Origin of the sequence: Streptosporangium sp. NPDC049078 (assembly GCF_040648855.1) — a bacterium.
Classification (GTDB): Bacteria; Actinomycetota; Actinomycetes; order Streptosporangiales; family Streptosporangiaceae; genus Streptosporangium.
Genome location: NZ_JBEZEL010000024.1, coordinates 15,728 through 40,728 on the forward strand (window position 1 = coordinate 15,728; position 25,001 = coordinate 40,728).

The following is a 25,001-nucleotide window of genomic DNA, read 5'->3' on the forward strand; positions in this document are numbered from 1 at the left end:
GAGGGCCGTAATGTCACGCCCGATTTGCGGCCAATTCCGGAAGCCACTTCCGGGTTAAAGCCATGACTGGCATCGTTTACACAGGTCAGAGCGGTTTTTGAGCGTCTCAAACCCGCTCATTATGAAGCTGAAATCTCTCGCCGCACGTCGGCCCCCAGGGACTGCATGCGCTCGGCCAGATAAGAGTGCCCGCGGTCGATGAGATAACCCGATCCGATGACGGTCTCCCCCTCGGCGGCGAGGCCGGCGAGCACGAGCGCGATTCCCGAGCGCAGATCGTGAGCGGTTACCTCTGTTCCGGTGAGCGGAGTGGCGCCGCGAACGACAGCACTGTTCTCTTTCACTTCAATGTCGGCGCCCATCTTGTTCAGTTCTGAGGCGAGAGCGAAACGCCCATCGAAGATGCGTTCATGAATGTAACTCGCGCCGTCGGCGAGGCACGCGACCGTCATGATCGGCGACTGCAGGTCCGTGGCGAAGCCGGGGTAGGTGTCGGTGATCACGTTGATCGGGCGCAGCGGGCGGTCCCTGCGCACGTGGAGCACCGCGCCGTGGTCGGCGAACTCCACCCCCATCTGCTCCAGCTTGTAGCGGACCACGCCGAGGTGGTCGAGGTCGGCGCCGACCAGGTTGACCTCGCCGCCGGTGACGGCGGCGGCCATGGCGAACACACCCGCGTCGAGGCGGTCCGGCATCACGGTGTGCTCGACGGCCTGGAGCTCCTCCACGCCCTCCACGGTGATGAACCCCGTGCCGCCGCCGCTGATCTTCGCGCCCATCCGGGTCAGCATCTCGATCACGTCGAGAACCTCGGGCTCCAGCGCCGCGTTCTCGATCACGGTGGTGCCGCGCCCGAGGGCGGCGGCCATGATCAGGTTTTCGGTGCCGGTGTGCGAGGGGGTGTCCAGGTACAGGGTGGCGCCGGTGAGCCCCGACGACTTGACGTGGATGACCGAGTCGCCCTCGTCCACGATCGCGCCCAGGCGCTTGTAGCCCAGGTAGTGGAAGTCGAGGTTGCGGCTGCCCAGGTTGCAGCCCCCCACGCCCTCGATCACCGCCTCACCGAGCCGGTGCAGCAGCGCGGGAACGAACAGCACGGAACCGCGGAAGCGGCGGGCGATCTCGGCGGGCAGGACCGGGCTGCTGAGCGTCGAGGCGTCGATCACCAGCGTGCGCTCCGCCTCGTGGAGCTCGACCGTGGCGCCGACCCTCTCCGCCAGCTCGACCGCGCGGCGGACGTCCTCGATGATGGGCACGTTGCGCAGGACCGTCCGGCCTCGGGACGCCAGCAGCGCGGCACCGATCATGGGCAGCACGGCGTTCTTGGCACCCTGGATGAAGGCGGTTCCACGAAGTGGGTTGCCACCGCGCACGCGGTAACGGACCATGCGTCATGCTCCTTGAAGTGATGTGGGTGATTCGTGTGGCGCGGGGCGGCAGCCGAGGTTTATCCGGCCAACAGTAGTCGTTGGATGCCCCTGAACCGGCCACTTCGCGGGGGAACTACCCCTCGAATGCCCGATAATCCTTGGCCTCCCGCCGCGTCCGCGCCACCCGTCGGCCCGTTACCTGCCCTTCGGGCCGCCCGCGGTGGTGAGGGGGGAGGCGGCCGAGAGGAGGTTGTCGGCCCGCTGGTCGACGAAGCGGGTGACGACCTGCTGGCCGTACCCGAACGCCATCGCCCAGACCAGGATCGCGGGCTGCGAGCCGAGCCCGGCGAAACCCGGCACGAAGCCCGAGTTCAGGATCAGCAGACCGAGCACCGAGGTGGCCACCCCCGCCGGGGCCTTGAGAAGGTTCTGCACGACCGCGAGCGAGTATCGGGTGGACAGCTCCGAGCGGGTCGAGAGCGAGGCCGCGGTGGCCAGCGCCGCGCCCAGCATGCCGATCAGGGCGACGAGAGGGACGTCGCCGTGCCCCGGCCGCAGACCGCCGGTCGGGCAGATCTGGGCGGGCATCAGCCCCTGGGTACGGATCACCGACTGGTCGCCGCACATCGGGATGACGTTCGGCCAGATCGCGCCGATGACCACCACGCTCAGCACGATCAGGGACAGCATGACCACCCCGCCGAGCAGCAGGTTGCGGAAGCTGCGCACCCGCCCGGTCTCCATCGCCTGCGCCGTGTACGCGGCCCGCAGCACCGACTGCATCAGCGGTCTGTCGTTCTCCGACAGATCCCCCGCCGCGAGTCTGGCCTGCAGGTGGACGAGCCGGGGGTCGTCGCCGGGCAGGTAGGCCCGGCCGATCGCCACCACCTCCGGGGCCCGGCCGCACAGCTCCGCCGCCGGCAGCACGCCGTACAGCATCACGGTGGCGCTGTTCACGTTGGACCAGGCGCCCTCGATGGCCTGGCCGGTCAGCCAGCGCCGTACGCCGTGCGTGCTGCGCGCGTACGTCTCCGCCCGCGCCAGGTGCGTGCCGATGCCCTCGCCCACCGAGGCGAGCTGCCCCGCCTCGTCGCGCATCGTGAGGGCCCGCTCGGTGTCGGCCCTGATCTCCTCGCTCCGGGTGGCGACGTACACCCGCCAGGTGCCGGGCCAGCGCAACACGCCGGTGTCGCCGATCCGCTCGGGGGGCATCGCGGGATCGAGCGACATCGTTCCTCCGGGGGGAGCGGCCTGGGACGGGCACCGACTGCCCCAGGCTTATCGCGACATGCCGATCAGGCGCTACACATCCCGCCGAAAACCAGGGCTCGGACGTGCCGGTCAGGTCCCGCGCACCCCCGGCGAACCGGGGCTCAGAGGTCGCCGCGGCTCGCGATGTCGGTGCGGTGGTGCGCGCCGCGCATCCGGATGCGCTCCACGGCCTCGTAGGCCGCCGCCCGCGCCGCGGGGACGTCGGGCCCCGTGCCGACCACGCTGAGCACCCGGCCCCCGTTGGAGACGATCCGGTCGCCGTCGAGGGCGGTGCCGGAATGCAGCACGTAGGCGTCCTCGACCGGGTCGGACAGCCCTTCGATCACGTCGCCCTTAACCGGCTCCGCGGGGTAGTTCTCCGCGGCGATCACCACGGTCACCGCGGCGCCTTCGCGGTAGGAGAGCGGCCCGAACCGGTCGAGCGTCCCGGTCGCGCAGGCGAGCAGCAGGCCCGCGAGGGGCGTCTCCAGCCGGTCCAGCACGACCTGGGTCTCCGGGTCGCCGAACCTCGCGTTGAACTCGATCACCTTCGGACCCTTGGACGTGAGGGCGAGCCCCACGTACAGCACCCCCGTGTACGGCGTGCCGCGTTTGGCCAGCTCGGTCACGGTCGGCATGACGGTCTCGGCCATCACCTGCTCGGAGAGGTCGTCGGGCGCCCACGGCAGCGGCGTGTAGGCGCCCATCCCGCCGGTGTTGGGGCCCTGGTCGCCGTCGTAGGCGCGCTTGTGGTCCTGGGCGGGCTGGAGCGGCACGGCGGTGGAGCCGTCGCAGAGCGCGAACAGCGACACCTCGGGGCCGTCGAGGAACTCCTCGATCACGACCCGCCCGCAGGCGGCGGCGTGCCGGAGCGCCTCGTCGCGGTCGTCGGTCACCACCACGCCCTTGCCCGCGGCCAGGCCGTCGTCCTTGACCACGTACGGCGTGCCGAACTCGTCGAGCGCGGCGGCGACCTCCTCGGGCGTGACGCAGGTGTGCGACCGGCCGGTGGGAACGCCCGCCGCGACCATGACGTCCTTGGCGAAGGCCTTGGAACCCTCGATCAACGCCGCCTGCCGCGAGGGCCCGAAGCAGGGGATCCCCGCCTGTCTGACGGCGTCGGCGACCCCGGCGACCAGGGGCGCCTCGGGGCCGATCACGACCAGGTCGGCTTCGAGGCTCCCGGCCAGTTCGGTGACCGAGGCCGGGTCGGTCGGCGTCACCGGGTGCAGGGTCGCGACCTGCGCGATACCCGCGTTTCCGGGAGCACAGTGGACCTCGGTGACCTGGGGGTCGGCCGCCAGCGACCGGCACAGGGCATGCTCACGCCCGCCGGATCCAATCACAAGAACGCGCACTCGTCAGAGCCTATCGTCCCTGCGGGGGCGCCCTCGGGCCCGTGCCCCCGGGAGGGGGTCTGCTCCCGGGATCCTGTGTGTCCTCCCGGGGATCCTGTGGGCCGGGAGCCTCGCGTTCCGGGCGGTTCACGCTTCGGGAGGTCCTCGCTTCGGGCGGCTTACGCTCTGGAAGGCCTCGTCTCCGGGACGTCGGCGCTTCCGGTGGACCCGTGCCCGTGGCGGATCCGAGGACTTGTCCACAGCCTGTGGACAAGTCGGAGCGCGCTCGGGTGGGAGAGGCGCCGTAAAGGGCGTGTGAATTTTGTCTGGTTACGCATGATCGACAGTTGAACCTGGGAGTAAGCTGAAAGTCGTCCCCCCAACCGTGTTACTTTTGGGTGGCTTTGCGTGTCTATTGCTGATTGGAGGTGGTTCGGGATGTCCTCTGGCGATCCCAGCAGTACGTGCCCGCGCACGCCTGCTGTGCGCACCCTCGACCACCCCATCTCGGTGCCCGACCGGCACCACACGCATCACCCTCCTCACCGGGGGTGACATCGCATCGCGTGTGGATCCCGCCAGGTTGGGCGGGAAAGGCTCGCCATGCGCTCCTCGCTTCTCTTTCCTCGCATCAAGCACACCCGGACGATCCGTGCCGCGCACACGCCCGCCGTCTCGATCCGTGAGCGAATGACCGGCGTCTGCGTACCGCCGAGCGACTCGCTCGTCGAGTACGCCGCGTACATCGGCGGCAAGAAGATCGACGCCCTGGGCATCCCCGACGCCCTGGAGCTCGTCCGTGCCCACAACGCGGCTCACGACCAGGGCTCCGACGCGGCCTCCGACGGAGGCTCCGGCGGAGGTGCCGGCAAGGGGAACGCCTTCGTCTGGGTCGGCCTGCACGAGCCCGACGCCCCCGAGGTCGAGTGGCTCGCCGAGGTCTTCGCCCTGCACCCGCTCGCCGTCGAGGACGCCGTCAAGGCTCACCAGCGGCCCAAGGTCGAACGTTACGGCGACTCGGTGTTCGTGGTCCTGAAGACCGTCGCCTACATCGACCACGAGGTGCTCACCGCCACCAGCGAGATCATCGGCACCGGCGAGCTCATGATTTTCGTCGGCCCCGACTTCGTGGTGACCGTGCGCCACGGCAGCCACTGCCCCCTCTCGGAGGTGCGCGCACGCCTTGAGGACAAGCCCAAGCTCCTCAACCGCGGACCCACCGGCGTGCTGCACGCGATCGCCGACCACGTGGTCGACAAGTACCTCAACGTGGCCGACCGCATGCAGGCCGAGTTGGAGGACGTCGAGGCCATGGTCTTCGCCGACGTCAGCGCCCGCGACATCGGCCGGATCTACAACCTCAAGCGCGAGATGATCGAGATGAAGCGGTCCGTGATGCCGCTCCAGTCGCCGATGTCCACGCTGGCCCAGCGCCGGATGATCCCCTCGGAGATGCGCGAGTACTTCCGCGACGTCGTCGACCACCTGGCCCGTGTCTGCGAGCAGGTCGAGTCGTCCAACGAACTCTGCAACTCCATACTGCAGGCGGCGCTCGCCCGCTCCAACGCGCTCGCCAACGAGGACATGCGGAAGATCTCCTCGTGGGTCGCGATCATGGCCGTCCCCACGATGATCGCCGGCATCTACGGCATGAACTTCGAGCACATGCCGGAGCTCGACTCCGTCTTCGGCTACCCGGTGGTGATCGGCGTGATGGTCATCGCCTGCACGCTGCTCTACCGGGGCTTCCGCCGCAACGGCTGGATGTGACCTGGGTTCTCCTGTCGGCCTCGCTCCACCGTGGCTCTCTCGTCGGCTTCGCTCCACCGCGGTTTCCGATGCGACGTCTGGATATGACCCGATCTCTCCCGTCGGCCCTCAGGCGCTCAGCGGGCGCGCGGGGGTGACCGGCCGGGGGACGGGCATGCCCCGCTCGGTCCACAGGGCGATCATCCGGTCGGGATAGTCGGTGACGATCGCGGCCACCCCGAGATCGAGCAGCTCACCGGCCCGGCCGGGCTCGTTCACGGTCCACACGGCCATCGGCAGGTCGGCCTTCTCGGCCCGCCGGGCGAACTCCCGGTCGACCATCACGTGCTCGGGGGAGAGAGTGCTGCCCCCCGCCTCGACGGCGGCGGCCGGGACGTCGCCGCCGAAGTCCTCCAGACGGAGGCCGTCGAGCCACGCGCTGTCCATGGTGGCGCGCTCGATCAGGGCGTACCTCGGGGTCGCGGGGGTGAGCGAACGGGCGATCCGCAGGACGCGCCAGTCGAAACTGAGGATCGCCGCCCTGTCCAGTCTGCGGTGCCGGTCGAGCTCGGCGACGACCATCTCGGTGAACTCGGCGGGGTCGGCGCTCAGCTCCGGCCTGGTCGGATCGGACTTCAGCTCCACGTGCACCCGCACCCCGTCGGCGCCGTACGCGTCCATCAGGCCCAGCACGGAGGCCAGGGTCGGCATCCGGGTGTTCGGCACCGGCACCTGCGTCGCGGCGAAACGGTCCTCGGGGTGGCGCGGCACCCGTATCCCGCACTCCAGCGTGCGCAGCTGCGCCAGCGTGAGCGCTCCGACGGGCCGGCCCACGTACGGGAAGGCGGGGTCGCCGTGGAAGGCGGGACGGACGTCGGCGCTGGTCACCGGGGAGACGGTGAGATCGTGCGTGAGCACCAGCCGCCGGTCGGCCGTGAGCGCGACGTCGAGTTCGAGCGCGTCGACACCCAGTTCGAGGGCGTGGGCGAAACCGGGCAGGGTGTTCTCTGGACGGAGCCCGCGAGCGCCGCGGTGACCGTGAATCTCGGCATGCACACAGGGACCTTATCCACCTCGCGCGCCGATCGTCCGGTACGGCTCGCGTCTCGGTGACGCCGTTCGCGAGCCGTACCGGTCCTGACTAGATCAACGAGTGGATCTGAAGCGTTTCGGTACGGCCCGGGCCGACCCCGACGGCCGAGATCCTGGAGCCGCTCATCTCCTCAAGGGCCTTCACGTACGCCCGCGCGTTGGGGGGCAGATCCTCGAAGCTCCTCGCACCGGTGATGTCCTCCTTCCAGCCGGGGAACTCCTCGTACACCGGCTTGGCGTGATGGAAGTCGGTCTGGGTCATCGGGATCTCGTCGTGGCGGACGCCGTCGATCTCGTAGGCGACGCAGACGGGGATCTTGTCCAGGCCGGAGAGCACGTCCAGCTTGGTGAGGAAGTAGTCGGTGACGCCGTTGATCCGGGTCGAGTAGCGGGCGATCACCGCGTCGAACCAGCCGCAGCGGCGGTTGCGGCCGGTGGTCACCCCGTACTCGCCGCCGGTGGTGCGCAGCCACTCGCCCATCTCGTTGTCGAGCTCGGTCGGGAACGGGCCGGCGCCGACGCGGGTGGTGTATGCCTTCAGGATGCCGATCACGCCGGTGAGCCGGGTCGGCGGGATGCCGGAACCCGAGCAGGCGCCGCCGCTCGTCGGGGAGGAGGAGGTGACGAAGGGGTAGGTGCCGTGGTCGATGTCGAGCAGGTTGCCCTGCCCGCCCTCCAACAGCACGACCTTGTTCTCGTCCAGCGCCCTGTTGAGGACGAGCGAGGTGTCGGCGATGTGCGGCGTGAGGCGCTCGGCGTAGCCGAGATACTCCTCCAGGACCTTGCCCGCGTCGATCGCCCGGCGGTTGTAGATCTTGGTGAGGATCTGGTTCTTCTCGCCCAGCGCGACCTCGATCTTCTTCTGCAGGATGCCCGGGTCCAGCAGGTCCTGGACCCGCACGCCCATCCGGTAGATCTTGTCGCCGTACGCGGGGCCGATGCCCCGCCCGGTCGTGCCGATCTTGGCCTTGCCGAGGTAGCGCTCGGTGACCTTGTCCAGGGCCTTGTGGTGGGGCATGATCAGGTGCGCGTTCGCGGAGATCAGCAGCCGCTCCGCGGAGACTCCCCGGGCCTGAAGCCCGTCGATCTCGCTCAGCAGCACCCCCGGGTCGATGACGACGCCGTTGCCGATCACGGGGACGACGTTCGGGGAGAGCACTCCCGTGGGAAGCAGGTGCAGCGCGTACTTCTGGTCGCCGATGACGACCGTGTGGCCCGCGTTGTTGCCTCCCTGGTATCTGACGACGTAGTCGACCTGGTCTCCAAGCAGGTCGGTCGCCTTACCCTTGCCCTCATCGCCCCACTGGGCACCAACGAGAACGACAGCCGGCATCGTGAGTCTCCCACCACAAAAACGAAAACCCCTGGCGCAATCGCGACAGGGGCTCTTGCGTGGAGAGAATACCCGACCGCGCCCGAAATGGGGATCTCCCACCTTGGGAAAGAGGGTTCGGCGGGAGATCCCAGGGACGAATCGGAAGCTGACCCGCGGCTCAGCGGGACAGATCAGCTGCGGAGCCGACGGTCGAATACCCGCAGGTCAGCGGCTGTTCAGCTCCTCGGACGCCTCGGCGCTCGAATCCTTCAGAAACTGGAAGCACCGCTCGGCCTCCTCCTTCTCCCCGATGCTCTGGGCGGCGCGGGCGAGCGCGTGCAGGCACCGCAGGAACCCCTGGTTGGGAAGGTGCCCCCACGGGATCGGGCCGTGCCCCTTCCAGCCCGCCCTGCGGAGCTGGTCCAGGCCCCGGTGGTAACCGGTGCGGGCGAAGGCGTACGACGTCACGGCGTGCCCCGCCGCGAAGGACTCGTCCGCGAGCACGGCCCAGACGGCCGGGTACCCGGGGAAACGCGCGGCGACATCGGATGCTTTGGCGCCGGTTTCCAGTGCCTCCCTGGCCTCCGGTAGGTCCGGTAGCAGGGTGGGCGGCGGGCCGGCGAGGAGGTTCTCGTGCGATTCCATGACGACAGTCCTACCCGGTGGACCCGCGTCAGGCCAAGATCGGCCCCCGGAGTCTTTCCGGAAGCCGATCTCGTTGTCTCTGCTGTGACCCTTTTCTGGGCTTAGGAGAGCTTGGTGCCCGCGGACTTCAGGTGCTGGGCGGCCTCGACGATACGTGCCGCCATCGAGGCCTCGGCGGCCTTGCCGTACGAGCGGGGGTCGTACGCCTTCTTGTTGCCGACGTCGCCGTCGACCTTGAGAACGCCGTCGTAGTTCTTGAACATGTGGTCGACGATCGGACGCGTGAAGGCGTACTGCGTGTCGGTGTCGATGTTCATCTTCACCACGCCGTAGGCGATGGACTCGTGGATCTCCTCGAGCAGCGAGCCGGAGCCACCGTGGAAGACCAGGTCGAACGGCTTCTCCGCGCCGTACTTGGCGCCGACCGCGTCCTGGATCTCCTTGAGCACGCTCGGGCGGAGCTTGACGTGGCCCGGCTTGTAGACGCCGTGCACGTTGCCGAAGGTCGCGGCGAGCATGTAGCGGCCACGGTCGCCCAGGCCCAGGGCCTCGGCGGTCGCGAGGGCGTCCTCGGTGGTGGTGTAGAGCTTCTCGTTCATCTCGCCGACGACGCCGTCCTCCTCGCCGCCGACGACGCCGATCTCCACCTCAAGGACGATCTTCGCGCGGGCCGTCTTCTCGATGAGCTCCCGCGCGATGTCCAGGTTCTCCTCCAGCGGCACGGCGGAGCCGTCCCACATGTGCGACTGGAAGAGGGGGTCCTCGCCCCTCGCCACCCGCTCAAGGGAGATGTCGAGCAGCGGGCGTACGAAACCGTCCAGCTTGTCCTTGGGGCAGTGGTCGGTGTGCAGGGCGACCGTGACGGGGTAGTTCGCCGCGACGACGCGGGCGTACTCCGCCAGCGCCACCGAGCCGGTCACCATGTTCTTGACCGTGGTACCGGAGAGGAAGTCGGCGCCGCCGGTCGACACCTGGATGATGCCGTCGCTCTCCGCCTCGGCGAACCCCCTGAGCGCCGCGTTGAGGGTCTGTGATGAGGTCACGTTGATGGCCGGGTAGGCGAAACCGCCTGCTTTTGCCCGGTCGAGCATCTCGGCGTAGACCTCTGGAGTAGCGATAGGCATCGTGTCATCTCCCTGGAGACGGCTATGAACAGCTGGCGCGGCTATGAAGACATAGCCCGCAGGCCAGTATTCCGGAGTTTCTTCCCGGCCGGATAGCTCGGGTACCACTTCGGCGCGTACCGAGGTGTCTCCGACCGTCTCCCCAACGGTATCCCCGGCCCCGTTCCCGCCGGATGGCCGGGACCCGCGGCCCCCCTCGCCTCCCTTCCCACCAGGCAATCCCCGGCGCGGCGCTTTTCTGCCCCTTTCCCCGCGGGGGACTCGGCGGCCGTGGCGCGACCCGGACGAGGCGCGGATGATCTGCCGGAACACACCCTCCCTGACGGATCCGACCAGGTGGGTCGTGAAATCTCCTCACGAACCGCTAACCTCCACAGTGTGGGACGCCACAGGTCTGACCCCATGGGCATCGCGCGCCTGGTCCTCGTCGGACTCGCGGTGTCGGCGGTCGTCGTCCTGATCGTGCTGGGGGTCCTCTCGCTGGCCGGAAGCCTGGGCTCCGGCGCGCCGACGGCGTCGCCCGCCCCCTCGGACGCCGTCTCGTCCGCCGTCGCCTCCCCGCCGCCGTCCGCCACCCCCGAGCGCGTCCCGACGGTTCTCGTCGAGTGCCTGCGGGAACGGTGCCCCACGGTCTTCGTGAAGATCACCGGAGGTGACGTGCTCCTCGACAGGGAGATGGAGCTCGGGGAGCAGTTCCGGTCCTTCGACCCCAAGGTCGATGTCGTCCTCGCCGACTCCGCCGCCGTCCGCGTCGAGGTGAACGGTGCCGTCCGCTCCCCGGGGAAGGCGGGCGAACGCCAGGAGTTCACGGCCTCCCGCTAGCCCCGCCTCCCGCATCGTCGCAGGCGGCAAGCCGTACCGACCCGGGGCGGTCGGGAGGGCGTGCGGAACGCGGGGCCACCCCGTTTCCCACCGAGGCGGAACGCGGGGCTGCCTCGTTTCCCGCTGAGGCGGAGCGCGGGGTCGGCCCGTTTCCCGCTAGGCGAGGCCGAGGTCGGCCAGGGTGTAGGCGGTCAGGTACGGCAGTCCGGCCTCGGCGATCGCCGAGGCGGCCCCCCGGTCCACGATCGTGGCGACCGCCACGACCTCGGCGCCCGCCTCGCGCAGCGCCTCCACCGCCGTCAGCGGGGATCCGCCGGTCGTGGAGGTGTCCTCCACCACCAGCACCCGACGCCCCGACACGTCCGGACCCTCGATCCTGCGCTGCATGCCGTGGGTCTTCTGCGCCTTGCGGACCACGAACGTGTCGAGCCTCCCGCCTCGCGCGGCCGCCGCGTGCGTCATGGCGGCCGCCACCGGGTCGGCGCCCAGCGTGAGACCGCCGACCGCCTCGTAGTCCAGATCCTTGGTGATGTCCAGCATGACCCGCCCCACCAGCGGCGCCGCCTGCCCGTCGAGAGTCACCCTGCGCATGTCCACGTAGAAGTCGGCCTCCATGCCCGAGGACAGCACGACCTTGCCGTGCACCACGGCCTTGCCCTTGATCTCCGCCAGCAGGCTCTCGCGATCGCTCATGGCACAAGGTTAGGGCGACCGGGGAGCCCGCCCGATCGGGGCCCCGCCTACGAGCAGGCCGGCCGTAACGTCGATTTCGGCCCGTGATGGCAAAAGTGCGATCCGGGTTTACTCGCGGCGCGGACTGCGGGATTATCCGGCAGGCAACTCCGGGTAATGGTGAGGTCACAATGGGTGCGGAAACATCTCAAGGCGACGCCGAGCTCCTGGCTGCCACCAGGAACGGCGACGTGGCCGCCTACCGGCTGCTCCATCGGCGACACGCCCCCGCGACGCGTGCCCTCGCCCGCCTGCTCCTGCCGGGGGCGAGCGAGGCCGAGGACCTCGTAGAGAAGGCGTTCGCCGAGATCCACCACGTGATCGCCCAGGGACACGGCCCGGAACAGGCGTTCCGTGTCCATCTGTTCACCGTCCTCCGCCGTATCGCCGACGACCGTTCCGGTACGGCCGGAGGCACACCGGCCGTACCGGAACGGTCGCCGGGGGAAGCCCCCAAGCGGGCCGACGGCGAGGACGAGGCCGATGAGGGGGCCGTGGAGCGGGCGACCGGCGCGGTCGCGGATGAGCCCGACGAGGGAGATGAGGGAGCTGTCGGGCGGGCGGCCGGTGAGGTCGAGGGTGGGGCGGAAGAGGGGACCGTCGAGCGGACGGTCCCCGCGACCGGGGAAGGAGCGGGTGGGGAGACCGGTGAGCGGCCCAGCGGTGAGGCGGGTGGGGAGACCGGTGAGCGGCCCAGCGGTGAGTCCGGCGGCGAGGTGGGCGAGGAGACCGGTGAGCGGTCCACCGACGGTGAGACGGGCAGGGCGGACGGGGAGACCGACGAGCGGGCGGACGGTGAGGCAGGGCCCTTCGATCCGCGCGCGTTTCTCGTGGACCCGTCACTGCGGGGCCTGGAACGTTCGCCGGTGGCGAGGGCGTTCCTCTCCCTGCCCGAGCGGTGGCAGTTCGTCCTGTGGCACGCCGAGGTCGAGAGGCTCAGGATCGAGGACGTCGGGCTCCTGCTGGGGCTGACCGTGAACGGCGCGGCCGCCCTCGCCCACCGGGCGAAGGAGGGGATGCGCCAGGCGTGCCTGCGCATCCACCTGGCCGAGACGTCCGCCCCCGAGTGCCGGCCCGTGCTGACCAGGCTGGGCCCTCACACGCGTGGCGGCCTGGACAGGGAACGAAGCAGGGTCATCGAAAGGCACCTGGAGGGGTGCTCCGGCTGCCGCGCGGTGCTCACGGAACTGACCGGCATCGGCCACGGCGTCCGCTCCGTCATCGGCCCGCTCGTCGCCGGTCCCGCGTTCCCCGCCTACCTGACGGCGCTCGCCAGGATGGGTGCCACGGTGGGGGGCGGCGGGCTGTCCGGCCGCTGGCGGAGGGCTCCCCGATCCGTACGGCGCGCCGTCGCGGCCGGTGCGATGGCCACCTCGGTCGTGGTGGCCGCGGCCCTCGTGCTGGTGTCGACGGAGGAGCCCGTCCGATGGCCGAGCACGGCCTCCGAGCCGATCGTCGTGGCCCCGGTGCCCGACTCGCCGGACCCGGAGGTGCCGGAGATCTCCGAAGCCCCCGTACCGTCACCGTCGGGGCGGTCGGCGGAATCCGGCCGCGGACCCGAGGAGACCGGAGCGGCGCCCGGATCCGTTGCCGGCGCGCCCCTCGACGGAGAGTCCGTCGAGACGGGCCCCGGGGACAGGGCCGGTGGGTCCGAGGGGGGCGCGTCGGCCGGAGCGGGGCCCGGAGGGGGGCCCGGAGGGGGGCAGGGCGGCCGGACGGGTGCCTGGCTCGCTCCCCGCCTGGTGGCCAGGATCGACGCGCTCGGCGCCCTTGTCAGGTCCGAGGCCGGAATCGTCGTGGTGCGGCTGCGCAACGCCGGCCGGGGGCAGAGCGAGGAGGTCGTCGCCGACGTCGGGCTGCCGCGAGGTGTGACGCTGCCGTCCGGGTCCCGCCGAGGAAACGCCGTCGGTGGCGTCACACCGGTGGGTACGGTCGACGGCTGGTCCTGCCGGGCACGAACCCGGGGCGCCCGGTGCGTCCGCGGCCCACTCCCCGCGGGCCGGGCCACGGCGGTCTTCCTGAGGGTCCTGGTGTCGGATGAGGCGGCCTACGGGACGTCGCCCTCGGTCACGGTCACCACCGCGGGGACGCGGGTGGAGGCGAGGTCACGCAGCAGGGTACGGGCGACGGGGGCCCCGGCCAGGTTCGCCACCGACGGCCGGGTCGCCGTCTCCGCGATCGGCAACACCCTGGTGAGCTGCGCGTCCTCGGAGCCCGCGTGCGAGGCCGCCCGCTCCCGACGGGGTGGCAGACGCGACAACAACAACTGGGAGATGCGTCCCATCGATCATGACGGGGATCCGTCGACGAGCAGTTCGAGCGCCGCCCGGCTCGCCCTGCCGGCGGCGAGCAAGGTGGTGTGGGCGGGACTCTACTGGTCGGCGAGCGCGCCACCGGGCGGGCGGATCAAGCTCAAGGTGCCGGGTGAGGAACGGTACCGGCAGGTCAGGGCCACGCAGGTGGTGGAGAGAGAACTGCCCGCGGGGCGCGGTTACCAGGCGTTCGCCGATGTGACGCGTTTGCTGGGCAGGGTTCGCGGGACGTACTGGGTGGCCGACGCCTCGGTGCGGTCAGGTGTGGCGCGTCACGCCGGGTGGAGCCTGGTGGTCATCGTCGCCGACCCGCGCCGGCCGTACAGCCAGGCCGTCGTCGTCGACACCACCGAGATGCTGGACGGGGAGAATCGCTCGGCGCGGATACCGCTCGAAGGGCTGACGCCCTCCGGCGTGCCCGCGAGGATGTCTCTGGTGACCTGGGAGGGGGACGCGGGCGTCGGGGGCGATCGGGTGAGGCTCGGCGGCCGGACCCTGCGGCCCGCGGGCGGGGAGCGGGACCCGGGCAATCCCTTCGACGGGTCCGCCGCCGGGGCGCGCGGCACCGGTACGACCTTCGGCACGGACGTGGACCGCTTCCGGGCGCCTCTCGGCCGTGACCCGGTGCTGGAGATCAGTACGCGCGAGGACGTTCTGCTGTTCGGCGTGGCGGCGGTGAGCGTGCGGACCGCCCCGTGACGGCCCTCGGTGGTCGGCGACGCGGTGGAAGTGGAAGGTGAGTCGTCGGCGGTGCGGTGAAGGGAGTCGACGGCGCCGCGAAAGGAGAGGACGGCACCGTGAAAGGAGGGGGCGGTCGTACACCTGACGAGGCGTATCGCCGACGGAAGAGGAGTCGTATCCCCGGCGGAAGGGCGCACCACGCCTGCGGGTTCGTTGTGCGGTGAGGGGGTGGTGTGAAGGCTGGGGATGCCGGGGCGCGATGGGGGAGAACCAGAAGTGATAGCACCTCGCCGAACGGGTTCACGAACGGGACAAACTGGTACGGTCTGCGTGAACGATCCAGCGTATGGTCGAGCGCGGGTGGAATCGTCGGGATTCACCCTCGGATGGTCAGCTGCTTGATTACCCTGAGGAAGGGCCGTCTGTCCGGTCTCTGAGGGGTTCTTTCAGGCTTGTCTGAACCGAAGGATCGGGCTACGTAGGAAGGGCGGTGTCGTGTGGATCGTTGCGCGCTGTTCGTGGACGCCGGCTACCTGCTGGCCGACGGCGCGATGGCGGTGCACGGTATCCGCCACCGCGAGTCCGTCTCCTGGGACTACCCGGGGCTGCTCCAGCTGCTCAACAAGTTGTCGAGAGAGCGCACCGGACTGCCGTTGTTGCGCTGCTACTGGTACGAGGCGACCGTGGAGGGCCGCCGCACCCCGGAGCACGACACGCTGGCCGAGATCCCCGGCCTCAAGCTCCGCCTGTCGCGCATCCGCCCCGGTCGTCGCGAGGGTGTCGACGCCCAGGTCCACCGCGACCTGATGACGTTGGCCCGCAACGGCGCGGTCTGCGACGCGGTCGTGGTCAGCGGTGACGAGGACCTGGCGCAGGTCATCTGCGACGCCCAGGACCTCGGCATCCGGGTCACCGTGGTGCACATCGGCGCCGACGGCAACTGGGCCGTCTCCCGTACGCTCCGCCAGGAGTGCGACGACCTGATCGAGATCGGCGCCGGTCAGCTGCGCCCCCACGTCAGCCTGCTGAGCGGCGACACACCCGCCCTGGTGGCCAACGGCCACCAGCGCGCCGCCAACGGCCAGCCCGTCTCCGCGCGCGGCACCGGGGGCGGCGGAAACACCGGGAGCATCGGTGTGAACACCGCCCCGGCCACCAGTCCCATCCCCACGGTCCAGCCGTCCCGCGCGGCTCACGCCCAGCCCGCGCTGCCCTCCGCCTATCAGAGCTACACCCAGGAGTCACCGGTCGTCCCGGCCGCTCCCGTCACACCACCGTCACCGTCACCGTCGTCGCCCCCGCCCGCCTCCCCGCCCTCGCACGCGGCCGTCAGCACCCAGACCGGTCCGCTGCCCGTCGCGCCGCAGTACTCGCTGGGCAACACCGGCGGCATGCCGAGCTATCAGTCCCCGCAGCAGCAGATGGGCGCCTACACCGGTCCCCAACCGGCTCCGGTGCCGACGCAGAGCACCGGAACCGGTGCCGCGACGACCCTCTCCGACGCGGTGCAGGCCGCCCACAAGGAAGGCCACGACTTCGGCGAGTCCGTGGCCAAGGACGCGCCCGCCCTGTGGCTGGAGGCGGTCCTCGCCCGCAAGCCCCGGATGCCCTCCGACCTGGAGGCGCGCCTGCTCCAGGGCTCCTCACTGCCGATCGACTTCCTCCTGCACGACGAGGTCCGTCACGCCCTGCGCCGCGGCTTCTGGGACGCCCTGGAGCGCGCCCGCCGCTGAGAGGCACCCAGGAGACGTACGGCCGGCTCGGAAGGAAACCGCGGCGCGAGAGGATCGCGCCGCGGAGATCCCTCAGGGAGGCGCGGAGACGCTCCTCAAGTGACGCGGGGATCCCTCGGGGAGGCGCGGAGACGCCCCTCAAGCGGCGCGGGGATCCCTCGGGGCGGCGCGGAGACATCCCTCAGGCGGGCGCGGAGAGGTCCGCCGGGTGACTGCGGGGCACCCGTCAGGTGACCTCGAAGACGCCCCTCAGGTAAGGGCGTCGAAGCCCGCGCGCAGGTGGTCGAGACGATTGGACAGGTCGGTCAACGGCCCCGCGAGACCGGGGTCGCCGCCTTTACGGGCCAGTTCCACGACCCGGCCGACCTCCTCCTCGACGGCGGCCAGGCGCCTGGACAGCTCGGGCAGCACGGCCGCCTGGTCGGCCGCCTCACCGGGCGGCAACTCCGTGGCGAGGCGTTCGCGGAGCATGGTGGCCTGCTCGGCGAGCCTGCGGTTCATGTTGTAGAGCTCCACGAACACCGCGACCTTGGCCCGGAGCACCCAGGGGTCGAAGGGCTTGGTGAGATAGTCGACGGCGCCCGCCGCATAGCTGCGGAAGGCGTAGTCGGGCGCGCTGTCGACCACGGTCAGGAAGATGATCGGGATGTTGCGGGTTCGTTCGCGGCGTTTGATGTGGGCCGCCGTCTCGAACCCGTCCATGCCCGGCATCCGGACGTCGAGCAGGATCAGGGCGAACTCCGTGCCGAGCAGCGCCTTCAGCGCCTCCTCCCCGGACTTCGCCCTGACGGGGATCAGATCGAGCGAGCTGAGAATGGCCTCAAGCGCGATGAGGTTCTCCTCCCGGTCGTCCACCAGGAGGATCTTGGCTTTGTCCGGCATCGATCACACGCCTTCGTCGGGGTCGGCGGCCGGCTTGCCCCGGGTGAGCCAGCCGCGCAGCCTTTCCAGCAGGCGGTCGACGTCCACGGGCTTGGGCACGTAGTCGGAGGCGCCGGAGGCGATGCTCTTCTCCCGGTCGCCTCGCATGACCTTAGCGGTCAGCGCGATGATCGGCAGATCCGCGAACTGGGGCATCCGGCGGATCGCGGAGGTGGTGGCCCAGCCGTCCATCTCCGGCATCATGATGTCCATCAGGACGAGGGCGACGTCCTCGTTGCGTTCGAGCTGCTCGATGCCCTCGCGACCGTTCTCCGCGTAGATCACCGTGGAGCCGTAGCGTTCGAGCACGCTGGTCAGCGCGAACACGTTGCGGATGTCGTCGTCCACGATCAGGATCTTCGCCCCGGTGAGCGGATCGTCGCCCTTCCACGGCTTGCCCTCGCCCTGCGGGAACTGCGGCAGGGGCATGTCGTCGTTGAGCGTCAGCTCCGGCAGGTCGCCCGGCTCCTCGAGCACCCCGATGAGCGTGGTGTTGCGGGGAGAGGAGGGAGTGCTCGCCCCGCCGTCGCGCGAGGACAGCGGGCCGCCGTACGACGGGGGCAGGTAGAGGGTGAAGGTGCTGCCCTCGCCGACCTCGCTGACCACGTGGATCTCGCCGCCGAGCAGGCGGGCGATCTCGCGGCAGATGGACAGGCCGAGACCCGTCCCCCCGTACTTGCGGCTGGTGGTCCCGTCGGCCTGGCGGAACGCCTCGAAGATGACCTCCAGCTTGTCGGAGGCGATCCCGATGCCGGTGTCGACCACCTCGAAGGCGAGGATGCCGTCGGTGCCGCGCAGGGTGTCGTCCACGAAGGCGACGGCGCGCCTGGCGTGGATCACGCGCAGCCGCACCTCTCCCTTGGGGGTGAACTTGATCGCGTTGGAGAGCAGGTTGCGCAGCACCTGCTGGAGGCGCTGCTCGTCGGTGCGGAGCTCCTGCGGGATCGACGGGTCGATCTCGACGGTGAACGACAGGCCCTTGTCCTGGGCGAGCGGCGCGAAGGTGGCCTCGAAGTAGTCGACGAGCTTGGGCAGGGAGATCTGCTGGGGGTGGATGTCCATCCGGCCCGCCTCGACCTTCGACAGGTCGAGGATGTCGTTGATCAGCTGCAGCAGGGCGGAACCGGCGCCGTGGATGGTCCTGGCGAACTCCACCTGCTGTGCGGTGAGGTTGCCGTCGGCGTTCTCGGTGAGCAACTTGGCGAGCACGAGCAGGCTGTTCAGCGGGGTGCGCAGCTCGTGGGACATGTTGGCGAGGAACTCCGACTTGTAGCGGGAGGAGACCGCGAGCTGCTCGGCGCGCTCCTCCAGCGTGCGGCGGGCCTGCTCGATCTGGAAGTTCTGGATCTCGATCGCCCGGTTCTGCTTGGCGAGCAGCGCGGCCTTGTCCTCCAGTTCGGCGTTGGAGCGGCGCAGCTCCTCCTGCTGGCGCTGGAGCTCGTCGGAACGCTCCTGCAGCTCGGTGGTGAGGCGCTGCGACTCGGTCAGCAGGTCCTCGGTCCTGGAGTTGGCGATGATCGTGTTCATCGTGACGCCGATGGTCTCGACGAGCTGGTTCAGGAAGTCGTGGTGGACCTCGCTGAACTCGCTGAACGAGGCGAGCTCCAGGACGCCGAGCACCTGTGTCTCGAACAGGACGGGCAGCACGACGATCTGCGCGGGCGTGGAGGTGCTGAGGCCGGTGTCGACGGTGAGGTAGCGGGCGGGCACGTTGCCGAGGATGATCCCCCTGCCCTCCAGCGCGGCCTGGCCCACGATGCCCTCGCCGGTGGCGAACCGCTGCCGGGGTCCGCTGCCGGGGCGGGCGCCGTACCCGGCGATGAGGAGCAGGTCGCGGTCGCCGGTGGGTTCCGCGAGGTAGAAGGCGCCGTAGTGTGCCGACACCAGCGGGGTGAGCTCGCTCATGATGAGCTTGGCGACCTCCATCTGGTCGCTGTGGCCCTGCATGAGGCGGGAGATCCTCGCCAGGTTGGACTTCAGCCAGTCCTGCTCCTGGTTGGCGGTGGTGGTGTCGCGCAGCACCGCCACCATCATGTTGATGTTGTCCTTCAGCTCGCCGATCTCGCCCTCGGCGTCGACGGTGATGGAGCGGGTGAGGTCGCCGGTCGCGACGGCGGTGGTGACCTCGGCGATGGCGCGCACCTGGGTGGTGAGGCGGGCGGCGAGCTCGTTGACGTTCTCGGTGAGGCGCTTCCAGATGCCCTCGGCACCCTCGACGCGGGCCTGGCCGCCCAGCTTGCCCTCCGAGCCGACCTCGCGGGCGACGCGGCTCACCTCGGAGGCGAACGACGACAGCTGGTCGACCATGGTGTTGATCGTGGTCTTCAGCGCGAGGATCTCGCCCTGGGCGTTCACGTCGATCTTGCGGTTCAGGTTGCCCGACGCGACGGCGGTGGTGACCTCGGCGATGTTACGGACCTGGTAGGTCAGGTTGTTCGCCATGGAGTTGACGTTGTCGGTGAGGTCCTTCCAGACCCCGGAGACGCCGCGTACGCGGGCCTGGCCGCCGAGCTGGCCTTCGGTGCCGACCTCGCGGGCGACGCGGGTGACCTCGTCGGCGAACATCGACAGCTGGTCCACCATGGTGTTCAGGGTGTCCTTGAGCTGGAGGATCTCGCCCTGGGCGTCGGCGGTGATCTTCTTGGACAGGTTGCCCTGGGCGACGGCGGTGGACACCGCGGCGATCTGGCGGACCTGGGTGGTGAGGTTGTTCGCCATCACGTTGACGTTGTCGGTGAGGTCCTTCCAGGTGCCGGAGACACCGGGCACCTGCGCCTGACCGCCCAGCTGACCCTCCGAGCCGACCTCGCGGGCGACGCGGCTCACCTCGGAGGCGAACGACGACAGCTGGTCGACCATGGTGTTGATCGTGGTCTTCAGCGCGAGGATCTCGCCCTGGGCGTTCACGTCGATCTTGCGGGTCAGGTCTCCGTTGGCGACCGCGGTGGTGACCTCGGCGATGTTACGGACCTGGTAGGTCAGGTTGTTCGCCATGGAGTTGACGTTGTCGGTGAGGTCCTTCCAGACCCCGGAGACGCCGCGTACGCGGGCCTGGCCGCCGAGCTGGCCTTCGGTGCCGACCTCGCGGGCGACGCGGGTGACCTCGTCGGCGAACATCGACAGCTGGTCCACCATGGTGTTCAGGGTGTCCTTGAGCTGGAGGATCTCGCCCTGGGCGTCGGCGGTGATCTTCTTGGACAGGTCGCCCTGGGCGACGGCGGTGGACACCGCCGCGATGGCGCGGACCTGGGTGGTGAGGTTGCCCGCCATCACGTTGACGTTGTCGGTGAGGTCCTTCCAGACGCCGGAGACGCCGCGCACCTGCGCCTGACCGCCCAGCTGGCCTTCGGTGCCGACCTCGCGGGCGACGCGGGTGACCTCCTCGGCGAACGCGAGGAGCTGGTCGACCATGGTGTTGACGGTGTTCTTCAGCTCGAACATCTCGCCGACCGCGTCGACGGTGACCTTACGGCTCAGGTCGCCCCGGGCGACCCCGGTGGTCACCGCGGCGATGTCGCGGACCTGCGCGGAGACGCGGCTGGACATGGTGTTGACGGCCTCGGTGAGGTCGCGCCAGCTTCCCGACATGCCGCGCACGTTCGCCCGGCCGCCCAGGCGCCCCTCGGTCCCGACCTCCCTCGCCACCCGCGTCACCTCGGACGTGAACAGCGACAGCTGGTCGACCATGCCGTTGATCGCCTTGCCGAGGCGGCGCACCTCGCCCCGGGCACCGCGGTCGAGATCGATCCGGCGGGAGAGGTCGCCCTTCGCCACCGCGTCGATCACGTCGGCGGCCCCGCTGACCGGGCCCACGAGCGCGTCGATCAGCGTGTTGACCGAGTCGACGCTCTCGGCCCACGAGCCCACGCCGGGGCCGGGGGTGAGGCGCTCGCCGAAGCGGCCCTCCTTGACCACCTCGCGGCGGACCCGGTGCAGCTCGTTCGCGAGGTGCTCGCGGCGGTCGGCGACCTCGTTGAGCAGCAGGCGGATCTCGCTGAGGATCCCGGGAGGTGCGTGTGGCACCCGGCGGCGGAAGTCACCGTCGCGCCAGGTGATGAGCGTCTGAAGGATCGGTCGTAGATCCGATTCGCTGTAACGTCGCTCCTCGACGTCGGACACGGTATTGACCGTGGTCATATGACCTCCCTGACTCCCGGGGGCGCGGCCGTGAGTCACCCCAGTCTGTCACGGTGCGCAATGTGTAGTCCCACCTTCGATTCACCCCATGTCAACGGGAAGTGTGGTAGTCACGGAACAGTGACCAGTGCTCCCCGCGCCGTTCTGGCGGCGACCTTCGCCCCAGGAGACACGGCCGTCCCTGCCGCCAGGCGGTTCACCATCGAGGTGATGACCGCCTGGGCCGCCGCGTCCGTCCTGGCGGTCGCCGAACGGCTGGCCGCCGACCTGTCGTCGCAGGTCACGGACGTTCCCTTCGAGATCGTCTGGAGCCATCTGGGTGATGGCCTGCGGATCGAGGTGCGCCAGAGGCAGGCTCCCGCAGAAAGCCCCGGCGCACCGTCCGTGCCGGTGGAGGAATGGGGTGTCACCTTCGCCGGCCAGCAACGCACGCACTGGGCCAAGATCCGCCTGGCCGGCTCCTCCGGACGTCCGTCCTCGGAGTGGGCCACCGAAGAGCCCAGCCGTGGGCCGATATGGATGGGTTTTCTCGCCGATGCGAGCGACCTGCTGGCAGGCACTCTCGACCCTGACATGGTGCCCGCGATCATCTCGCAGATCGTGGTGCCGCGGCTCGCCACCTGGTGTGCCGTCTATACGTGGAGCAACGGCGGCGGTCCGCAGCGTCCAGCCTACCTCTGGCACACCGACGAGCGGCGCATCGACGAGCTCAGGGAGGAGCTCGCCGACGCCCAGATCCCGCAGGGCGGTGGGTCCATGCAGCTCGCCGACTCGCAGGTGCTGGTCATCCCCCTCCTGGCGCGCGGACGCACGCTGGGCGCGATGTGCCTGGGGCGGCCCGACCGGTTCGCCGAGGACGTGTTCCAGTACGCCGAGGACATCGGCCGCCGCGCCGCGCTCGCCCTCGACAACGCCCTGCTGTACGCCACCCAGGCGGCGGCGAACCGGGCACTGCAGCGCAGCCTGCTCCCTCCGGACGAGCCGGGCGAGATCCCCGGTCTCGACCCCGCCGTGGTCTACGAGCCCGCAGGGGAGACCAACGAGGTCGGCGGCGACTTCTACGATCTTTTCGCGGCCGGTGACAGCGCCTGGCGGTTCGCGGTGGGCGACGTCTGCGGGACCGGCCCCGAGGCCGCCGCGGTGACCGGTCTGGCCCGCCACACCCTGCGCCTGCTCGCGCGGGAGGGGTACGGGGTGGCGGCCGTTCTCGAACGCCTCAACCAGGCGATCCTGGACGAGGGGGATCGTGCCCGCTTCCTGACGCTGCTGCACGGGGAGATCACGCCCGTGCCGAGCGGACTGGACGTGGCGATGGTCTCCGCGGGGCACCCGGAGGCGCTGCGGCTGCGGCCCAACGGTGACGTGGAGGCCGTGGTGACCTCCCAGTCGCTGCTCGGGGTCTTCCCCGAGGCGACCTTCAAGGCGGAACTCGTCCACCTCGACCCCGGTGACGTGCTTCTCGCGGTGACCGACGGGGTGACCGAACGTCGCAGGGACGGACGGCTGCTCGACGACGACGCGGGGCTCGCCAAGCTGCTGGCCGAGTGCGTGGGGCTGTCGGCGCGGGCGGTCGCCGAACGGATCCGCCGCGCGGTCCAGGACTTCGCCCCCGAGCCGAGCGCCGACGACATGGCGATCGTGGTCCTGCGGGCCCGCTGACGGGGACCGCCGACCGGTCGGAGCCCGTCCATCGGCCCGCTCACCGGCCGGGCAGGGCCGTCGTCACCTCACGGGAGGCCGTCACCCCTTCGGGGGGAAGGGCGTCACCTTTTCACGGGGAGACCGTCACCTCACGGGGAGACCGTCACCCCTTTGACGGAGGGTCGTCACCCCTTCATGAGGTGAAACCGTCGCCCTCCGACAGCGGAGTGTGCGCTAAATATTGGTCTTCACGTGTTTTCTGGCGAACTCCAGCTGTGCCGACATCTGCGCGATGCGCTCGGAGACGACCAGGGAGCCGTGGCCCGCGTCGTAGCGGTACACCCTGTGCTCGTGGTCGCGCTCGGCGAGCCGGGCCACGTACGCCTCGATCTGCCTGATCGGGCAGCGCGGGTCGTTCTCCCCGGCGAGGATGAGGAGCGGCGCCTCGACCTGGTCGACGTAGGTGATCGGTGAGCTGTGCACGTACCGCTCGCGCTGTTCCTCGGGTGAGCCGCCGATCAGCGCGCGGTGGTAGGAGCGCAGCGCCTCCGTCTCCTCCTCGTAGGCGGCGATGTGGTCGGCGATCGGCACCGTGGCGATGCCCGCCGCCCACATCTTGGGCTGGGTGCCCAGGCCGAGCAGCGTGAGGTAGCCGCCCCAGGAGGCGCCGGACAGCACCAGCCGGTCGGGATCGCAGACGCCGCGGTCGACCAGGGCGTCCCTGACGGCGGCCACGTCGGCCAGCTCGATGTGCCCGACGTCGCCGTGGAGGGCGTTGCGCCAGGCGGAACCGTAGCCGGTGGACCCTCGGTAGTTGACCCGTACGACCGCGAAGCCGTGATCCACCCAGGCGGCCACCTGGGGCACGAAGGAGTCGTCGTCCTGCGCGGTGGGCCCGCCGTGCAGCATGAAGACCGTGGGGAAGGGGCCGGAGCCGCGCTCGGGACGCGAGACCAGGGAGTGGATGCGGCCGCCGGGTCCTTCCACGTCCACGTCCTCGACCGGGACCGACGGGGGTGAGGTGGGGCCGCCGTGGTTCATGACCACGTGGCCGCTGGTCGATCGGATCAACGGCGGGTGGGCGCCGCTGGACCAGGAGTACTCGACGGAGCCGTCGGGGCGGGGCGCGGCGGCGTCGATCACGCCGTGCTGGGTCTCGATCGGGAAGAAACCGCCGCCGGGAAGGTCGTAGCGGGTCAGGTAGGTGCGGCCCCGGTTGCCTCGCACGACGAGCAGCGAGCGGCCGTCGTCGTACCAGTCGGCGGTGATCTCGCCCGGGTCGCGCAGCCAGATCTCCCGCTGCTCGCCGGTCTGCGGGTCCCAGACGAGGGGCTCGCGGCGGCCCCTGCGCTCGTGCAGGACGAGCAGGCGGCGGTCTCCGGACACCGGGGCGAAGCGCAGGCCGATGAGTCCCTTGCCGGGGCCGTCGTACAGGTCGCCGACGAGCGCGCCGTTGCGCCGGAGCACGCGCAATCCGGGGTGCCGGGCGTCGCCGCGCTCGCTGTGGCTGATCGCGATCAGCGAGCCGTCCGGGGAGACCGCGGCGACGGCGGCCGCCTCGGTGTGCTCGTAGATCGTCCGTGCGGGCTCGCCCGGCTGGACGAGATGGATGGTGAAGCCCTGTCCGGGCCTGGCCATGCCGATGACCGCCTCGCCCGTCGCGGAGAGCCCGAGCCCGGCGGGGAAGCCGGGGTCGAGGTCGATCGGCTGGTCGGGGCCGCCGTAGAAGGGCTGGCGCATCCACCGGCCCCACTCGTCGCCGTCGGTGTCGTCGAACCACCAGATCCACTGCCCGGTGGGATCGATCGCGCCGTACGAGGTGCCCTTGGGCCGGGAGGTCGCCTGGCGGGTGGAGCCGCCCGCGCGGTCCCAGGCGTAGACCTCCCACGCCCCCGAGGCGTTGCTGCGGTAGACGGACCGGCTGGGAGCCTGACCGGCCCACACGGGCAACGTCGCGCGCGGCGCGCGGAACCTGGCCTGCCAGCGCTCCTCCGCCTTCATGTGGGGCTTCCCTCCGTCAAGGCGTCAGCTTCACGCGCCCGGGCGCGGGCTCGCTGAATTGCGGTCCAGTATGTCGTCTTCACCGGCTAATTTCTTGGGGAATGTCTGGGAATTTCGGACTAAAAGTCACATCAGTAA

The 25,001-nt window shown here is 70.3% G+C and carries 16 protein-coding genes; 5 read left to right on the top strand and 11 right to left on the bottom strand.

The features are described 5' to 3' along the window. Window positions 1-119 precede the first annotated feature (119 nt). The 3 genes from murA to purD form a co-directional block, all read right to left on the bottom strand. Window positions 120-1,388 carry a UDP-N-acetylglucosamine 1-carboxyvinyltransferase gene (gene murA, locus AB0B90_RS33780; RefSeq protein ID WP_350942413.1) on the bottom strand — a complete coding sequence of 423 codons (1,269 nt, stop codon included), beginning with the start codon at window positions 1,386-1,388 and terminating at the stop codon, window positions 120-122. A gap of 177 nt (window positions 1,389-1,565) precedes the next feature. Next, window positions 1,566-2,600, bottom strand: coding sequence for a hypothetical protein (locus tag AB0B90_RS33785; protein WP_350942415.1), 1,035 nt, complete (start codon window positions 2,598-2,600; stop codon window positions 1,566-1,568). A 143-nt stretch (window positions 2,601-2,743) separates the two neighbouring features. After that, complete coding sequence (purD, locus tag AB0B90_RS33790; protein ID WP_362903846.1) at window positions 2,744-3,979, bottom strand: phosphoribosylamine--glycine ligase; 1,236 nt, start codon at window positions 3,977-3,979, stop codon at window positions 2,744-2,746. 582 nt (window positions 3,980-4,561) lie between these two features. Here purD and corA point away from each other — a divergent pair. Beyond that, on the top strand, window positions 4,562-5,728 hold the full coding sequence (gene corA, locus AB0B90_RS33795; protein WP_350942419.1) for a magnesium/cobalt transporter CorA: 1,167 nt from the start codon (window positions 4,562-4,564) through the stop codon (window positions 5,726-5,728). Window positions 5,729-5,836: 108 nt separating this feature from the next. On the opposite strand, the gene AB0B90_RS33800 is transcribed toward corA, so the two are convergent. The 4 genes from AB0B90_RS33800 to fbaA form a co-directional block, all read right to left on the bottom strand. Further along, window positions 5,837-6,763 carry a glycerophosphodiester phosphodiesterase family protein gene (locus AB0B90_RS33800; RefSeq protein WP_350942421.1) on the bottom strand — a complete coding sequence of 309 codons (927 nt, stop codon included), beginning with the start codon at window positions 6,761-6,763 and terminating at the stop codon, window positions 5,837-5,839. Window positions 6,764-6,848: 85 nt separating this feature from the next. Beyond that, on the bottom strand, window positions 6,849-8,132 hold the full coding sequence (locus AB0B90_RS33805) for an adenylosuccinate synthase (RefSeq protein WP_350942422.1): 1,284 nt from the start codon (window positions 8,130-8,132) through the stop codon (window positions 6,849-6,851). Between the two features lie 207 nt (window positions 8,133-8,339). Then, complete coding sequence (locus AB0B90_RS33810; protein WP_350942423.1) at window positions 8,340-8,759, bottom strand: DUF3151 domain-containing protein; 420 nt, start codon at window positions 8,757-8,759, stop codon at window positions 8,340-8,342. A gap of 101 nt (window positions 8,760-8,860) precedes the next feature. Beyond that, window positions 8,861-9,883, bottom strand: coding sequence for a class II fructose-bisphosphate aldolase (fbaA, locus tag AB0B90_RS33815; RefSeq protein ID WP_350942425.1), 1,023 nt, complete (start codon window positions 9,881-9,883; stop codon window positions 8,861-8,863). A 402-nt stretch (window positions 9,884-10,285) separates the two neighbouring features. Here fbaA and AB0B90_RS33820 point away from each other — a divergent pair, with 402 nt between their 5' ends. Continuing rightward, window positions 10,286-10,705 carry a hypothetical protein gene (locus AB0B90_RS33820; protein ID WP_362903836.1) on the top strand — a complete coding sequence of 140 codons (420 nt, stop codon included), beginning with the start codon at window positions 10,286-10,288 and terminating at the stop codon, window positions 10,703-10,705. A 156-nt stretch (window positions 10,706-10,861) separates the two neighbouring features. Here the strand turns inward: AB0B90_RS33820 and pyrE are convergent, their stop codons facing one another. Next, on the bottom strand, window positions 10,862-11,398 hold the full coding sequence (pyrE, locus tag AB0B90_RS33825) for an orotate phosphoribosyltransferase (protein WP_350942429.1): 537 nt from the start codon (window positions 11,396-11,398) through the stop codon (window positions 10,862-10,864). 170 nt (window positions 11,399-11,568) lie between these two features. On the opposite strand from pyrE, the gene AB0B90_RS33830 reads away from it, so the two are divergent. Both AB0B90_RS33830 and AB0B90_RS33835 read left to right on the top strand, forming a co-directional pair. Further along, complete coding sequence (locus tag AB0B90_RS33830) at window positions 11,569-14,448, top strand: zf-HC2 domain-containing protein (RefSeq protein ID WP_362926347.1); 2,880 nt, start codon at window positions 11,569-11,571, stop codon at window positions 14,446-14,448. 479 nt (window positions 14,449-14,927) lie between these two features. Beyond that, entirely contained in the window at window positions 14,928-16,163 is a 1,236-nt protein-coding gene (locus tag AB0B90_RS33835; protein ID WP_362926348.1) for an NYN domain-containing protein, read from the top strand. Between the two features lie 249 nt (window positions 16,164-16,412). Here the strand turns inward: AB0B90_RS33835 and AB0B90_RS33840 are convergent, their stop codons facing one another. Both AB0B90_RS33840 and AB0B90_RS33845 read right to left on the bottom strand, forming a co-directional pair. Then, on the bottom strand, window positions 16,413-17,045 hold the full coding sequence (locus AB0B90_RS33840) for a response regulator (protein WP_350942434.1): 633 nt from the start codon (window positions 17,043-17,045) through the stop codon (window positions 16,413-16,415). A 3-nt stretch (window positions 17,046-17,048) separates the two neighbouring features. Further along, on the bottom strand, window positions 17,049-21,221 hold the full coding sequence (locus AB0B90_RS33845; protein WP_350942435.1) for a HAMP domain-containing protein: 4,173 nt from the start codon (window positions 21,219-21,221) through the stop codon (window positions 17,049-17,051). Between the two features lie 120 nt (window positions 21,222-21,341). On the opposite strand from AB0B90_RS33845, the gene AB0B90_RS33850 reads away from it, so the two are divergent. Continuing rightward, window positions 21,342-22,880 (top strand): PP2C family protein-serine/threonine phosphatase, encoded by a 1,539-nt coding sequence (locus AB0B90_RS33850; protein WP_350942437.1) that lies wholly within the window; start codon window positions 21,342-21,344, stop codon window positions 22,878-22,880. Between the two features lie 216 nt (window positions 22,881-23,096). Here AB0B90_RS33850 and AB0B90_RS33855 read toward each other — a convergent pair whose 3' ends face one another. Next, a complete protein-coding gene (locus AB0B90_RS33855; RefSeq protein ID WP_362926349.1) occupies window positions 23,097-24,863 on the bottom strand; it encodes a prolyl oligopeptidase family serine peptidase in 1,767 nt (588 codons plus the stop codon). Between the last annotated feature and the right edge of the window lie 138 nt (window positions 24,864-25,001).

Excerpts from the sequence above, each read along its gene's own strand:
- AB0B90_RS33785 (WP_350942415.1), bottom strand. The coding sequence starts at position 2,600 with ATGTCGCTCGATCCCGCGATGCCCCCCGAGCGGATCGGCGACACCGGC.
- fbaA (WP_350942425.1), bottom strand. The coding sequence starts at position 9,883 with ATGCCTATCGCTACTCCAGAGGTCTACGCCGAGATGCTCGACCGGGCA.
- AB0B90_RS33805 (WP_350942422.1), bottom strand. The coding sequence starts at position 8,132 with ATGCCGGCTGTCGTTCTCGTTGGTGCCCAGTGGGGCGATGAGGGCAAG.
- AB0B90_RS33810 (WP_350942423.1), bottom strand. The coding sequence starts at position 8,759 with ATGGAATCGCACGAGAACCTCCTCGCCGGCCCGCCGCCCACCCTGCTA.
- pyrE (WP_350942429.1), bottom strand. The coding sequence starts at position 11,398 with ATGAGCGATCGCGAGAGCCTGCTGGCGGAGATCAAGGGCAAGGCCGTG.
- murA (WP_350942413.1), bottom strand. The coding sequence starts at position 1,388 with ATGGTCCGTTACCGCGTGCGCGGTGGCAACCCACTTCGTGGAACCGCC.
- AB0B90_RS33845 (WP_350942435.1), bottom strand. The coding sequence starts at position 21,221 with ATGACCACGGTCAATACCGTGTCCGACGTCGAGGAGCGACGTTACAGC.
- AB0B90_RS33840 (WP_350942434.1), bottom strand. The coding sequence starts at position 17,045 with ATGCCGGACAAAGCCAAGATCCTCCTGGTGGACGACCGGGAGGAGAAC.
- AB0B90_RS33820 (WP_362903836.1), top strand. The coding sequence starts at position 10,286 with ATGGGCATCGCGCGCCTGGTCCTCGTCGGACTCGCGGTGTCGGCGGTC.
- AB0B90_RS33830 (WP_362926347.1), top strand. The coding sequence starts at position 11,569 with ATGGGTGCGGAAACATCTCAAGGCGACGCCGAGCTCCTGGCTGCCACC.
- corA (WP_350942419.1), top strand. The coding sequence starts at position 4,562 with ATGCGCTCCTCGCTTCTCTTTCCTCGCATCAAGCACACCCGGACGATC.
- AB0B90_RS33855 (WP_362926349.1), bottom strand. The coding sequence starts at position 24,863 with ATGAAGGCGGAGGAGCGCTGGCAGGCCAGGTTCCGCGCGCCGCGCGCG.